Below are 14058 nucleotides of genomic sequence, written 5' to 3'. Positions count from 1 at the left end.
TCAGGGAAAGGAAGTTGTCTTTGTCGCTTACCTGAATTTCAGATAGAAAAAAGACCAGCAATGCTGGCCTTGATATCCTCTAATAATACTATTAACAGCCATCCGCACCAGTAGTGACAACATCAACAAATGCTGGTGTTGTGGCATTGGCAGCTTCAACATAAATGACAAAACAGCCATTGTTATTCGCAGGTGTAGTTGCATCGTATACAAAACCATTGTTCGCTTGTACTGGGTCAGTCCCCGCAAATGAATAAGCGACAGCGTCTGGAACAACGCCAGTTTCCGTCACATTCACTACAACCCAATCGGTACCAGGTAAACCAACTACAGCAGTTTCAATACCAGCCGGAACACCTGCGATATCAGCAGAAGTTGGATAACCAAAGTTAATAGCCACACCATCTGTTGTTTGTGGCGTTGTTGCCAGAGCTGTTTTAGGTTGACCTTCACGACCATCTACTGCTGCACGGCCATAAACGATACCCGTCGCACCTGCCATTGCGCCACGCAGGCCTTGCATAGATGATGTACGGGCATCACCTTGTAAGTTAAGAAAACGAGGTGCTGCAGTAACTGCAAGAATACCTAGAATAACAATTACCACCACTAGTTCTATTAGGGTGAAACCGCTTTGTTTTTTCATAGTCTTTTCTCTCTATGTATATTTAAACGCAGGTTTACTGCAGTGTTACGGTCACACGACCAGTTCTAATCTCGTAAACGAATTGATGCTGAGTACCGCCTTCCAATTGAATGTAAGTGCAGTAGTCATTGCTATTATCCGCTTGCGCTGAATATTTGTAATTCGAACCATTAGCCACATCGGTTAATGTTCCAACTTTTGGTGGGTTCTGAAGAAGGTTTTCCATTAAATCGACACACGAAACATCAGTCACATCATTAGACGGAGCTGAAGCTGAATTTGTGTTTATAGACCATGGGTAGCCGTCTCTAAAATTAGTACTTCCATTGCTACTTGTTGATCTGGTTAGCCAAAAATCAACACCATCGTAATTTACAGTATTGTATGTTTCAACACCAATTTTTTCTGATGGACGAGCTTCTGCTTCCCATTGCGCTCTTGCTGAAAGTACGCCTGTCGCAAAACCACCCGCGACACCTTCAATACTGGCTTTCTTGGCTTCGTCTGTCACATCCAAGAAACGAGGTAAAGCTGCAACAGCTAATAAACCCACAACAACAATCACTATGACTAACTCAACTAGGGAGAAACCCTTTTGATTTTTAAGCACTTTCTACCTACTCATCTAATTGCTAATGCGCATTATACATTTGACCATGCATAAAACCATAAAAACAGCGCCAATACGTTCACAAGGCCAATATATTGACTTTGACACTAAATCTTTCTTTTTTGAGTAATATATCTATCTGATACTTATCACTATAATGATAACGGCAATGAAAATGAATGTTATCACTTTTGTCTTCAATGTTTGGAGAGCTGAGACCTAAAATACGCCCCTTAGGATATAATTGCTCCAACCAATAACCGCAATTTCGAGCCGAGTCTTGAATTGGCATAACCCACCCCGTTCTGCTGTAAGTCTTTGGCGGTTTCGCATCATTCTTTTGCTCCACACCAGATAACAAATACTGCTGTTTGAACAAATTCGCTTGCTCAAGAATTCGCTTGCTCGCAACGATTAATGCCGTGTTCGTTGCTTCTTCTTCTACTGTTTTCCATACAGAAAGCAATCCCATAACGAGAAAAAGAATAACCGCAACCCAAATAACAAAACGTGAGCGCTGTAGGTTATTCAGCATCCCCTAACCTTTGATTGCATCCAGCATTCCCCACATTGGCAAGAAAATACCCAGAGCTAAAACCAGCACCATTCCCGCAACGATCGTCAACAGAATAGGTTCAATTCTAGCGGTTAACGTTTTTAGATCGTAATCAACCTCTCGGTCGTAAAAATCCGCAACTTCAAGCAGCAACTCATCAATACGACCCGTTTCTTCACCCACAGAAATCATTTGTATCACGAGTGGTGTGAAAATCTCGCTGTTAATCGCGGTAGAAGAAACGGTACTTCCCGCTTCTATTGCCGATTTCATACCTTGAACACGAAGTTCTAAAAAACGATTGTCCAAAGCTTCAGCCGATAGCGATAACGATTGGTTAAGCGGTACACCTGCTTTTAGCATCAAAGCAAAAGTACGTGAGAAGCGCGACAATAGAGCTCGATTGACCACCCCACCAATCACTGGCATTTTTAAGCGCAGCCGATCCCACTTTTCCCACCCTTTATCTGTCTTAACCCATGCTTTAAAAGCAAAAACAAGACCAAAGATTAATCCAAGCATTACCCCCCAGTAATTAACAAAGAACTCAGACATCCCCATTAAAATACGAGTTGGAAGTGGTAAGTCGACCCCAAAACGCGCGAACATACTCGAAAACTGAGGAATCACGAATATATTCAAGACAAACATAGCGATTGTAATAAAAGTAATCACGAACGTTGGGTAACGCATTGCCGTTTTGATTCGCTTTCGAGTTTCAACCTCTTGTTCGTAGTATCCAGCCAGTTGTAACAATGCCTGATCTAAACGACCTGTATTCTCACCAACACTGATCATCGATACAAACAATGAACTAAATACCTTAGGGTGCATTTGCATCGATGCCGCTAATCCACGACCATTTGTAAGTTCAGCGACCACTTCTTCAAGTGCTACTTTCAGTTGCTTATTTTCACAATGTTGAGTTAACCCTTTCATCGATCTTAATAGCGGAACGCCCGCCTTAGTTAAACTATACAACTGTCGGCAAAACAGAACCAACACCTCTAAAGGCACATTCGGGGAGAACAGACTGGATACATCCATATCCAGGATTGAACCGCCACTTTTTCCAAGTTTAATCGAAGTTGGAATGATCCCTTTACTCATTAAACTGTCAGCAGCAAGATCTTCGTTACTTGCATCCAACTGGCCTGTCACTTGACTGCCATCAGAACTGCGACCTACATAACGATAAGTTGGCATTTCACTCTACCCCTACAGATAAATTGGATCAGTGGCACCAGAAGCATCGCCTTCGCCAAGGTTCATTACCTCATCGAAGCTCACAACACCCTGCATGGCCAATTCCATCGCAGAAGCTAACAGCGGTTTGTAGTTTTCAGACTGCCTTGCCGTTTGAGCAAAACCAACGGCATCATTGGCTCTAAGCGCATCCATCATAGGCTGATCGAGCTCCAACATTTCAAACACACCAACACGACCACTGTAGCCTGTCAAATTACAATTTTGACAACCACGCCCTTTTATAAATGGCGTACCTAACTGGTTTGGGAAACGAACACTCAACCATTGCTTACGCGCTTCATCCAGCTCATCATCAACCTTGCAATCAGTACATACCTTACGAACTAACCGCTGTGCGACCACGGCTCGAACAGCACTTGCTACCAGATAACCCGGAGCCCCCATGTCCATCATACGCAATGCACTGTCTACTGCATCGTTGGTATGCAGAGTACTTAACACTAAGTGACCGGTAAGTGCCGCTCTCAAACCAATTTCAACGGTTTCATGATCTCGCATCTCACCAATAAGAATGATATCCGGGTCCTGACGTAGGAATGTTCTCAAAATCGTTGAGAAATTGAGGTTAATCTTAGGGTTTACCTGAACCTGATTCACACGAGGAAGACGGTATTCTACAGGGTCTTCAGCGGTAATGATCTTTTTACCCGGTTCGTTTAATTCACTTAACGCACCGTATAGAGTGGTTGTTTTACCTGAGCCCGTAGGCCCGGTAACGAGGATCATGCCATGTGGGCGGCGTAATTGATGACGAAGACGAACGAGCAAATCACTCGGAATGCCTGACAACTCCAATTTACGTAGGCCAGCAGATTGATTAAGCAAACGCATAACCACTGACTCACCGTGCTGTACTGGCATAGTCGACATACGAATATCGACCGATTGACCTTTAACGCGAATATTAAAGCGACCATCTTGAGGCAGTCGTTTCTCTGAAATGTCGAGGTTAGCCATCAGCTTCAAACGCAAAACCAGTGCAGAAGCAATATTCACTTCATTCAACAACGTTTCATGCAGGACACCATCAATACGCTGACGTAAACGTAATACGTTTGAATCTGGTTCAATATGAATATCAGACGCACCAACTTGAATAGCATCTTCAAACAGCGAGTTTACTAGCTTAACGACCGTAACTTCGTCGCTGTCTTCTTCAGCGATATCAAAGTCAAAGGCTTCATTAACTTTATGCTCAGCATGAAGCTGCTCAGCAAATGAGGCAATCTCTTTGGTTCTTCGGTAATAACGGTCGAAACCATCAACTAATTGTCTCTCTTGTGCGACGACAAATTCGAGTGCGTAGTCGCCTAGTTGACTCAGCAAAGATTCTTGGGCAAACAGATCGGCAGGATCACTCATTGCAACACGTAATGTGTCACCTTGACGCCCAATGACCAAAGCACGAAGGCGGCGAGCATGAACCTCAGGTAAAAGCTGCACAGCTTCGACGTCAACATTAGCTCGGCTAATATCAATAAGAGGAATAGCAAGCTGTTGCGACAAGAAACTGAGCATTTGCTGCTCTGATAAAAAGCCAAGCTCGATCAGTGCATCACCAAGCTTGCGGCCTGTCCTTTTTTGAGCGGCCAGAGCTTGTTCAACTTGATCTTCAGTAATGATGCCCTCTTCTACGAGCAAATCACCGAGCCTTTTTCTTAATCTAATTTGCATCGCCACTCTCCTCTAAAGCATTGAGTATTTTTAAACGATCACGTACAAAGCCTTGCGACTGAGATGAGATCCCAACTCTAACCAACGCTCCTTGGTATGATTGCTTTGCAGCCGTGAAATCGAGTTGACGCTCTTGTTGAATCGCTAAACCTAACCACCAGCGAGCATTATCTGAATCGACCTCAGTCAATTTTTGGTAGCTCTCTAGCGCAATATCTTCTTGCTGAGACTTTTGACTTAATGCAGCGCGCATTGCTAAGTAGTCTTGAGTTGGACTAGGTGGTAAGTGTATTAATGGGCTCAAAGCAGCTTCCGCTTGATTGGCTTTCACAAGTAGCTTCGATAAACCTAGGCGCAGTTTTTCACTGTTGATATTGAGTTTGATACCCGACTGAAATAACTCATACGCTTTGCGAGTATCACCTTTACCAAAATAGAGAATTGCTAGTTTCTGACGGACATCTTCATTTCTTGGATCATAACGAAGCGCTTCGTTATAACCTTTCAACGCACCAGAAAGGTCATTGGCATCAAGAGCTTTCTGAGCTCGGCCTTGAGCATTAATAGAAAGTTGTTCAGGCGTTAATTCTACCTGCTCAATCAACATTCCATTACTTTCTAAATCGCCAGACGTTTCAGGTTGATTTGATACTGGTGTGGGATCTTTTTTAGCCACGCTAGCAACAAGCATTGGCTTTGCTACTTTTGCTTTAGGTGTGCTTTGAGATTTAGGTATAGCTTGAGATTCAGGGTTTACTTTAGGCTTTGTAACTGACTGAGTTGATGCAGCAATGACTGAATCCGATTTAGATTGAGTACTTTTTAGTATTACCGTGTTGTGAGCCGAAATGTTCGCTGAATCTAGCGTCACTAACTTCTTAGTCGGCGAGGACACAGGTTGAGTAATGGCCGCTTCAGGACTACCCTCTGAATTGCCTTCTGAAGTATCAATAACGGAAACTTGTATATCTCGAGTTGATATTGAGTTATCGACAGCAGGGCCTTGTGATATAGCCCAGCCCCCCATGGCCAAGCTAAGAGTAAAACCTGCGACCACCCAAACCAATGGAGAGCGTGTTTTTACTTTAGGTACCACCGCAGCTTCAATCGATGCTGTTGACTCTTTTTTTGCCAATTCAGACAAGGCGTTATTAATGACGCTCATAATTAGTTCCAACCCCACAGCATTGGCGTTTTAAATTTAGGTTTACACACATCGTATGTTTCATGCATTGCAGCAAAGAGATGTTGGTTTTCTATATTTTTCTTATCTTCACTAAAAGCAAGCAACAAAGCTTTATGACACAACTGGTTAATCAACCTTGGGATCCCCAAAGAAGAGCGCCAGATCGCTTTTTTATGGCTCAGGCTAAAGGGAGCATATTTGCCACCAGATTTAGCGATCCGGTTGTCAATGTAAGCCACTGTTTCATCGAGAGTCAGTGGCCTCAGTGTCGAACTAAATGTGATTCTTTGACGAAATTGCCTTAGATGATAAGCCTCTAATCGAGCATCCAATTCCGGCTGCCCTAATAGAACAATTTGCAGCAGTTTTTTATCTTCAGTTTCAAGGTTACCAAACAACCTTAAGGTCTCTAGAGCTTCATCTGACAAAGCCTGAGCCTCATCAAGAATCGCAACCACTCGTAAGCCTGAGTTATGCAATTCAATAAGTTTATGTTGAATGTTATCCACTAAGGTGGCTTCATTATCGGTAATCAAACCAAGCTCTTTAGCCACGGCTTGTCGTAAGTCAGCCCCAGATAGCACTGGGTTAGGCAGGTAGATTAAAGCAGTACAATCATTGAGATGATTGACCAACATTCGGCACACCATGGTTTTGCCTGTGCCGACCTCCCCTGTAACCTTAACTACCCCCTCGCCCATTTCTAACGCCGAAATGACCGTTTGAATTGCCTCAAAATGAGGTGCTAAACCATAAAAAAAATCGGTATTCGGCGTTAAGGTAAATGGTAACTGTTCAAAATCAAAATGAACTTGATACATAAGACGACCTAGCTTAGTAATTCACTACCAATCTGCATTGATAAAGTGAGTGGTTACTATTCATCAGGGAACCATTCTTGTAAAAGATCTCGAGAACGCTCCATTTCTGATTGCCAAGTATTTACACCTACAACCGTTGGCTTTAATAGAATAACAAGTTCAGTTTTTTGAGTTAGTTGACTGGTATTACGGAACAAATGACCGAGTGCCGGGATATCACCAAGAAATGGAACTTTTGAAGTCATGTCACTGGTGTTTGATTTCATCAATCCGCCAATAACAACCACATCACCATCTTGCGCTCGAATCACGGAGTCAGATTCACGAATAGAGCTTTTAGCCAACGGCAGCGTCACAACACCAGTTGTTGAGCCAAGATTAAGCTCTTTCACTTCCTCTTCCACCTCAATCACTGCGGGGTGAACATGCAGGAACACATTTCCTTTATCATCGATCTGCGGCGTCACATCCAAAGAAATACCGGAGAAGAACGGGGTTAGCTCAACTTCAGGGGCAACATTCGCGTTATCACCACTACCGACCGAACTTGATAAATTCGTCACGAAATATTTATCTATACCCACTTTTATAACCGCTTTCTGGTTATTAGCTGCTGTCACTCTTGGGCTAGATAACACATTCAAGTCACCCTGTGTATCCATAAAACTCAATACAGCTTCAAAGCTACCACCAGAAACAACGAGGTTAGATTGACCACCTAAAGCGGTACCGATTGGGTCCATGCCTGGTAGTTTGCCTGGGATGATCGTACCAGCTGCATTTTTAACGATAGAACCCATACCTAGCGTGTAGTTAGTACCGTTCGACGAAAACATCTTGGTCCAGTTAATGCCTTGTTGATAGCCGTCACTAAGTGTCACTTCCATGATTTTGGCTTCCAAGATAACTTGGCGCTGCAGACGTTTCTGAGAAATACCAAGGAACTCACGAACCTCTCGGATTTCATCGGGGTAAGCACGTACCGTAATCACACTCGCTTGTGGCGTAACCACAACGCTTTGCCCATCACCAGAACCAATTAAGTGAGCGACTGCCGCTTCAAGCTGCGGCCAAAAATCACTTTCAGATATCGTTTCAATCTCCGTACCACCGTTAGATGTGGAGCTAGACGAATTGGAGTTCGAGTTTGATGGGTTTGAATTCGAGCTAGACGAATTAGAATTCGAGTTAGATGAGTTCGAGTTAGAGTCTGAAGTGGAAATTGTTCCAGTAGTAATCGTCGTTAAAGAACGACCAGAACGCTTTACTTGCAAGTAATCCACTGGAATCGTGACTGTGCGCAAACCGGCCGGATAAATTTGAATCACTTTGCCACGTTTTTCAATATCGTAACCATACATATCCTGAGCAACAGCCAGAACTTCATCTAAGGTCACGTCTGTTAGATTTAGAGTAAGTTTTCCAGCAACGCTTGGATGAATCGCGGCACTGTACTCTGTACCTTTCACTAGGCTTGCAAAAAAGGTTCTCGCTTCAACGCCTTTTGCTTGAATACGAAAGCGCTTGACGGTTTCCACATTCGGAGACATAGAGTCCGAACTTAGCTGAGGCATAAGGTCATCTTGTACCGACGAAGGTAAGTTATGAAGTGCTTTGCTATTCGCTTCATTAATAGATTCGTTTAAAGACTCTTTTATCTCAACAGGGTCTCTATGCCCCATCGAACAGCCGACTAAAGATGACACTAGAATTGCTACTACAAGTTTACGCATGTCTTCACTCTAACCTTAATTATTCTTAACATCTAAAGAGAACATCTCTAATTTCCACTGCTTAGAGCTTCTCTGCAGAGTGACGTACTCTGGATCAATGTTCTTAACTCGGTACCCTCTGATCGTTTCTCCTTGTTCGAGAATCTGACCATTCATAATCGCATAACAAGGTGTATCGCCCTTGCAAACAATGCTCTCTAGAGACGGTAAACGATATTGAACTGGCGCCTTTTTAGCTGATGCTGATTTCTGCAGGGGCGAAAGCCAACCTAATGGCGCAGTTGGGTCTTGTTCTGCCCATACCACTGAACTACCAAACAGCAAAGATAACACTAGAGTTCTAACCACCGATAAACTCCTGTCTGGTACCTAGGGTGTAAACCTCGAACACAAGTCGAGCTTTGGGATATTCTTCTACTGAATACTCAAACGTGCGCCAATAATAGCTCACAGGAAGTGACTCAAGTGCTTGAAGATAAATTGAAATATCGAAGTAGCCACCCGTCAACTCCATTCTAACAGGATGGAGAAAGTACTTTGAATTGTCACTGTTCTCTTGATTGTCCGAAATAGCTTCTGGTTGTAACGATTCTAAAGACTCAAGCTTCAGTCCATTACCTGCATTAAGAACGCTCTCTAATAACTGCGCCATTTGAGAAGGCGTAACCAACCTATCAACGATTTCAGCGAGCTCAAATGATAGCTCTTGGCTCTCAACCAATAGTTTTTTTAACTCAAGATCAATTTCTTTATCTGGGTCTTTGTTCAACTTGGCTTGTAGAACAAGTAATTCACCTTGTTGTTTCTGATTTGACTGCGTAAGGCTCATCGACTTCACATTCTTTTCTTGTAAATCAAGATATGCAGGTTCAATCAATAAGGTAAATACAAGCATGGATAAGCCCACTAGACCACACACGAAAAGTAGCCATTTCTCTCTCAGGCTTAATGCAAGGAACTTATCGCTAAGCTGGTTCCACAGTTGCATTATTCACCCTCCCTATGAGTACTTAACTCAAACGTCACCACATCTTGCTCATTACGACCTATCTTTATCTTTTCAAAGGTGCGCCCGACTAAATTAAGTTCATTTTTAAACTGACCAATCCAGTTTGGAACAACATTAGCGTCACGAGCCAAACCGCGAAGCTCTAAGGTCTCGTGAGTCATGTAGATATGCGAAAGCGAAATATCATTTCGGCCTAATTTAGCGAAGGAATTCATAACACCAGAATACCCGACTTGCTGGGATTCATCGTATTGACCGACCGCCTTCAAAGCCTCTTTATTCGCTTGTATCTCACTAGTGAGACGAGCAACCGCAGCTACTTTCACTGGAGACGGTTTATGTTGAACCAACTTACTATTTAATTGGTTAACTTCTTGATTAAGCTGATTCAAGTCATATTGTAAAGCTGCTAGCTCTTCATCCAAACTCGATGCTTGATACTGCATTACACAATAACTGCCAAGCAACAAGGTACACACAAGCCCCCAAACCATAACCACATTCACTAGAGTGAAATACTCTTTTTTAGGCTTAAGGTGCTCAGGGTAGAGATTAACGTTAAAAATATTCTTTTCAGCCGCGAGCGTAACTAACCATTTCTCTGAATTTTCGCGTTCACCTTCAACAAGCAAAGAAACAGTCGAACTCAATGTGCTATTTAACACACTCTGCAATTCAGCTTCATCTTCCTCATCACAGCATATTTTTAATTGATGAAGTTGGGTGCCTTTAATTTGAGAAGAAAGGTAATCAATCGATCGTTGGAGTTCTAAAGCTAGACCATCCAACTGTAATGCACTTGATGCGGTACCAGTTAAGGGGGGGACAACACTGCGGATTGTTCTTTGGAAGCAAACCGTGTTTTCAACAAATGCACCAAGCTTAAAATGTGAGTTGGGGCTGCGTTGTAAAAGAATGAAATTAGAGAGCTCACCAGCACTGTAGCCCCAGACTTCATCTTCGGGTGCAATACCTTTAAGATCAACTTGTGCTGCATTAGTAATGCTTACAAGCTTGTCCAATAGCTTTTTAGGCAAAACATACACTTGTAGCTTATTCGAGGTCGGTAGTGCTACCGCACTCGCTGTAATCTCAGTCACCCTTTCAGAGATCAGATCTTTCAATAGAAAAGGCAATGCCACCGACCATTCACTCTGTGGAATGTCCGGTTTATCAATTTGATAAGTTTGGTAGTAGTTCGCACAAACAATTAGCTGAAGGCTATCACTAGTAAGCGACTCACTGCTCAACAATTTTTTCAGCGCACTTTCCCAATCACCGTTAGCCACAGGAAAACTGGTGACTTGAGGTTCTGACTCAGCCGATGAAATATAAACGGTATCATTGCCCAAAAGGACAACTTGAGAACTACCGTTATTATTCGTTGGCTTTATGTTGTCTAAAATCGCTTTAAAATTCATGCTTAACTATTACTCTTACGCCATCGATTTCTTCGACCGACTTTTACAACGGATTCAGCTTTCACTGTCTTTTCCCCTTGAGTAGGCAAGGGAATTATTTGTTGTTCTTCGTCGAAATATCTCCCTTGATAACCGTTAATGCCTAACTCTATCAAGGTATTCTTTTCTTGCTTTGTCTCAACTCCGACCGCGATCACTTCAGTTGGAGAATCACCGCATGCTCCAATCAGACTTCGAACAAACAGTTGGTTTTCATGCCTTTGATCGATTTTCTTTACCAAACTTCGATGAAGCTTAATATAGTCAACCTTCAAATCCTTGATATAATGAGTGCTAACAATGGTTCGCCCAGCTTGGCCAACCACCACTTTACACCCTAACCCTCGTAACATCTTCGCCACTGGTCGCATATAATCAAGGTGAGTAATTAGATGGCCTTCTGAAAACTCAAAAGCAAGCTGAGAACGATGCTGAGCAGAGAGCTGTAACAACTCACTTCTGAACCATTTAAAATGTGATTTATTTGCAAACGGAGTGACACTCAAGTTCACCGAATAATTGACAGGCTGTGTTGATACTTTCAGCGACTTAAACAAAACCGTCAAAACCGATTGATCCATTTGAGCTTGATAACCGACTTGTTCTACCGCAGACATAAAACGAGAAGATTTCAATAGACCTTTGTCTGGATCTTGAATTCTAATAAATATTTCTTTATGCAATTCATTAACTTGACCGGAATCCGGCATAAGATAACACCGCTGAGCAAAGATTACTAAATTTTCAGGTAGTAGGGCTTTATCAAGTAATGTTCTCCAGCGAACACTGCCTCTGTCTATCTCACTTTTATTTTCTTTTGGGTAACGGCTCCAGTTATTAATGCGCTCTAACTGAGCGCTCTTTAACGCTGTTTCCGTTTCATCCATGATTTGGCTATGGCGTTCACCTTCGACATACATTGTCACGCCAATATGGCACCAGTTATCTGACTCCAAAGGCTCCGGCGGAGTCAATTTATCTAATTGCCTTAAACATTGAGCAGCCAACGTCGCAATATCCTTTGTTCCTTGATGCGGAATAAACACGGCAAAGTCTGCTTCGTAATAGCGAGAAAAAATGACATCGGGATAACGCTGAACAATATTCGACAATACTTCACCAACTTCAATAATAAATCCGTCGGTGAGCTGCTTGTCATTGGAATCTCGAACTTGTTCCCACTCGTCGATACGTATCAGTAAAACGCCTCCACGAGCGCCACTTTCATGCAGTACAGATTCAAGTTTGTTATCAAATAGTACTCGGTTGGCTGTACCAGTGAGCTTATCTAGAAAAGTATGGGTGCGGATAAAAGTATCAAAGCGACTTCGCTCTTGGCGTGCATCTTTCAACTCTTCAATCAGTACATCAAGCGCTTCACTTGCCGTATATGGCCATTCTCGCTCGTCCCCTTTTGAATGAGCCTCTACCTGCCCAGCAAGGATCATTCTCCCTCGCTCTTCCAAAATCTCTGAGCCCATTAACTGTTCTTTTAACCAACGAACACCACGAGCCAAACAAAAAAGGATCAATGCCACCGCCAAAGTAATCGACCACATAGCTTCAATCGAGTAGTTGTAACCAATATAAGGGGGGAGTGCTTTAAATTCGATTTGATAGCCTTCATTTCGATCTAAAATGAAGCTTCTTTCATAGAGACGGTTTGGATCAATTTGTGGGGAGGTATCTTTAAATCGGTAAACGATACCGGTTTTGTTTGAAAGCTTCATCTCAACGATATTGCTTGCCTGCAACATCTTCGGCATCCAACGTTGCATTGAATACGCAGCATCTGGATCTTCCATCTCTTTATCTACGACGTCAACAATGCCAACCAAATAATGATCTAAATATTCCTGTCCTATACGCTTAAAGGAGAGTGTGCCACCAATAAAAAGGATGAACATCGCACTGATCACTATCACGGTGACAAATGCGACCAATCGAGTGCTCAATTTTAGTGTCGGGGTATATCTCATGAATAACGAAATCCTTTTCAACTCACATTATACCGTATTGCTACTTATACTATAAATTGACGTTGTAAATAAAGCGTTAAGAATTGTAGGTAACAAAAAGCCGCGATGAACGCGGCTTCTTCCAATTTAATACTGCTTTTATAATATATTAAAAACAGTGCTTAAAATGGGATGTCATCATCAAAATCCATCGGCGGCTCATTATATTGAGGTTGAGCCTGCTGAGGAGCTTGTTGAGGTGCTTTCGGCTGCTGTTGAGCTGGCGCACTGTATTGTTGCTGCTGTTGTTGTGGCTGCTGTGGTTGCCCCCAACTACCTTGCTGTTGGTTGTTACCCATACCACCTTGGGCAGGAGCACCGCCTTGAGCACGACCGCCAAGCATTTGCATTACACCGTTGAAGCCTTGAACAACGACTTCTGTTGTGTAGCGATCTTGACCGCTTTGATCTTGCCATTTACGCGTTTGAAGTTGACCTTCAATGTAAACTTGGGAACCTTTACGTAGGTACTCACCAGCAACTTCCGCCAGCTTGCCAAACAGAGCAACACGGTGCCATTCTGTTTTTTCGCGCTGTTCGCCAGTTGCTTTGTCACGCCATGACTCTGACGTTGCAATGGTAATGTTCGCTACTGCACCGCCATTTGGCATGTAACGAATTTCAGGGTCATTACCTAGGTTACCCACTAATATAACTTTGTTAACTCCACGGCTAGCCATGATTTGCTCCGTCTAAATTCATAGTCTCAGAAAATTTTAGCGCACAAGAATAGCATGCTTTTCTGCAGTGATAAATCGCATTCCTATTCTCTCCTCACGACAAAGATTAAAAACGTAACAAATCATGATATTCAGAGCGATGTTGCTTTTTCCTCCACTTACAAACCACTCATTTACTTTGAGAGTTGATATTCAACGCAAGTCACATAAAAGGTGCTAGAGAAGTAAAAATGTGCATGACAACGTGAAATCTCATTAAATATAAACAGGACGTTTCAATGAGAAAATCTCGATACGCTCGCACTTTACACTTTCTGTGCATCGATCCGAGTGACACTTACCTACACGTAAAAGAAATCGAAAAACACTTATCCATTATTCTCTACAAAATGACAC

The 14058-nt window shown here is 42.7% G+C and carries 13 protein-coding genes and 1 pseudogene; 1 reads left to right on the top strand and 13 read right to left on the bottom strand.

Annotated features, from left to right (window positions below; genetic code table 11):
• Positions 1–91: 91 nt before the first annotated feature.
• The 13 genes from AB4232_RS08415 to AB4232_RS08355 form a co-directional block, all read right to left on the bottom strand.
• Positions 92–646: a type II secretion system protein gene (locus tag AB4232_RS08415; RefSeq protein ID WP_009847856.1), complete on the bottom strand. Its 555-nt coding sequence runs from the start codon at positions 644–646 to the stop codon at positions 92–94.
• Between the two features lie 34 nt (positions 647–680).
• Positions 681–1256 (bottom strand): prepilin-type N-terminal cleavage/methylation domain-containing protein, encoded by a 576-nt coding sequence (locus AB4232_RS08410; RefSeq protein WP_269335426.1) that lies wholly within the window; start codon positions 1254–1256, stop codon positions 681–683.
• Positions 1257–1335: 79 nt separating this feature from the next.
• Positions 1336–1791, bottom strand: coding sequence for a hypothetical protein (locus AB4232_RS08405; protein WP_017101377.1), 456 nt, complete (start codon positions 1789–1791; stop codon positions 1336–1338).
• Between the two features lie 3 nt (positions 1792–1794).
• The gene (locus AB4232_RS08400) at positions 1795–3018 is read right to left on the bottom strand and encodes a type II secretion system F family protein (RefSeq protein WP_372086922.1); all 1224 of its coding nucleotides are present in this window, start codon (positions 3016–3018) and stop codon (positions 1795–1797) included.
• Positions 3019–3030: 12 nt separating this feature from the next.
• Positions 3031–4755, bottom strand: coding sequence for a GspE/PulE family protein (locus AB4232_RS08395; protein WP_372086921.1), 1725 nt, complete (start codon positions 4753–4755; stop codon positions 3031–3033).
• Complete coding sequence (locus AB4232_RS08390) at positions 4745–5920, bottom strand: tetratricopeptide repeat protein (protein ID WP_372047223.1); 1176 nt, start codon at positions 5918–5920, stop codon at positions 4745–4747. The genes AB4232_RS08395 and AB4232_RS08390 overlap by 11 nt, the downstream gene beginning before the upstream one ends.
• A 2-nt stretch (positions 5921–5922) precedes the next feature.
• Positions 5923–6762 carry an ExeA family protein gene (locus AB4232_RS08385; RefSeq protein ID WP_009847862.1) on the bottom strand — a complete coding sequence of 280 codons (840 nt, stop codon included), beginning with the start codon at positions 6760–6762 and terminating at the stop codon, positions 5923–5925.
• Between the two features lie 56 nt (positions 6763–6818).
• Positions 6819–8495 (bottom strand): pilus (MSHA type) biogenesis protein MshL, encoded by a 1677-nt coding sequence (mshL, locus tag AB4232_RS08380; protein ID WP_372086920.1) that lies wholly within the window; start codon positions 8493–8495, stop codon positions 6819–6821.
• A 15-nt stretch (positions 8496–8510) separates the two neighbouring features.
• A complete protein-coding gene (locus tag AB4232_RS08375) occupies positions 8511–8843 on the bottom strand; it encodes a hypothetical protein (protein WP_012603133.1) in 333 nt (110 codons plus the stop codon).
• Positions 8836–9483: a type 4a pilus biogenesis protein PilO gene (gene pilO / locus AB4232_RS08370; RefSeq protein ID WP_372086919.1), complete on the bottom strand. Its 648-nt coding sequence runs from the start codon at positions 9481–9483 to the stop codon at positions 8836–8838. The genes AB4232_RS08375 and pilO overlap by 8 nt, the downstream gene beginning before the upstream one ends.
• Positions 9483–10925: an MSHA biogenesis protein MshI gene (locus AB4232_RS08365; RefSeq protein WP_372086918.1), complete on the bottom strand. Its 1443-nt coding sequence runs from the start codon at positions 10923–10925 to the stop codon at positions 9483–9485. The genes pilO and AB4232_RS08365 overlap by 1 nt, the downstream gene beginning before the upstream one ends.
• 2 nt (positions 10926–10927) lie before the next feature.
• The gene (gene csrD, locus AB4232_RS08360; protein ID WP_372086917.1) at positions 10928–12943 is read right to left on the bottom strand and encodes an RNase E specificity factor CsrD; all 2016 of its coding nucleotides are present in this window, start codon (positions 12941–12943) and stop codon (positions 10928–10930) included.
• Between the two features lie 161 nt (positions 12944–13104).
• Positions 13105–13662: a single-stranded DNA-binding protein gene (locus AB4232_RS08355; protein WP_009847868.1), complete on the bottom strand. Its 558-nt coding sequence runs from the start codon at positions 13660–13662 to the stop codon at positions 13105–13107.
• 278 nt (positions 13663–13940) lie between these two features.
• Between AB4232_RS08355 and AB4232_RS08350 the strand changes: the two are divergent.
• Positions 13941–14058 (top strand): annotated as a pseudogene (locus AB4232_RS08350) (DNA-binding response regulator); the annotation flags it as partial.

Origin of the sequence: Vibrio sp. 10N.286.46.A8 (assembly GCF_041470165.1) — a bacterium.
Lineage (GTDB): Bacteria > Pseudomonadota > Gammaproteobacteria > Enterobacterales > Vibrionaceae > Vibrio > Vibrio tasmaniensis_A.
The sequence above is the reverse complement of the archived record's forward strand: the minus strand, read 5'-3'. Positions and strand labels throughout refer to the sequence as shown.

Excerpts from the sequence above, each read along its gene's own strand:
- AB4232_RS08415 (WP_009847856.1), bottom strand. The coding sequence starts at position 646 with ATGAAAAAACAAAGCGGTTTCACCCTAATAGAACTAGTGGTGGTAATT.
- AB4232_RS08405 (WP_017101377.1), bottom strand. The coding sequence starts at position 1,791 with ATGCTGAATAACCTACAGCGCTCACGTTTTGTTATTTGGGTTGCGGTT.
- AB4232_RS08400 (WP_372086922.1), bottom strand. The coding sequence starts at position 3,018 with ATGCCAACTTATCGTTATGTAGGTCGCAGTTCTGATGGCAGTCAAGTG.
- AB4232_RS08395 (WP_372086921.1), bottom strand. The coding sequence starts at position 4,755 with ATGCAAATTAGATTAAGAAAAAGGCTCGGTGATTTGCTCGTAGAAGAG.
- AB4232_RS08390 (WP_372047223.1), bottom strand. The coding sequence starts at position 5,920 with ATGAGCGTCATTAATAACGCCTTGTCTGAATTGGCAAAAAAAGAGTCA.
- AB4232_RS08385 (WP_009847862.1), bottom strand. The coding sequence starts at position 6,762 with ATGTATCAAGTTCATTTTGATTTTGAACAGTTACCATTTACCTTAACG.
- mshL (WP_372086920.1), bottom strand. The coding sequence starts at position 8,495 with ATGCGTAAACTTGTAGTAGCAATTCTAGTGTCATCTTTAGTCGGCTGT.
- pilO (WP_372086919.1), bottom strand. The coding sequence starts at position 9,483 with ATGCAACTGTGGAACCAGCTTAGCGATAAGTTCCTTGCATTAAGCCTG.
- AB4232_RS08365 (WP_372086918.1), bottom strand. The coding sequence starts at position 10,925 with ATGAATTTTAAAGCGATTTTAGACAACATAAAGCCAACGAATAATAAC.
- csrD (WP_372086917.1), bottom strand. The coding sequence starts at position 12,943 with ATGAGATATACCCCGACACTAAAATTGAGCACTCGATTGGTCGCATTT.
- AB4232_RS08355 (WP_009847868.1), bottom strand. The coding sequence starts at position 13,662 with ATGGCTAGCCGTGGAGTTAACAAAGTTATATTAGTGGGTAACCTAGGT.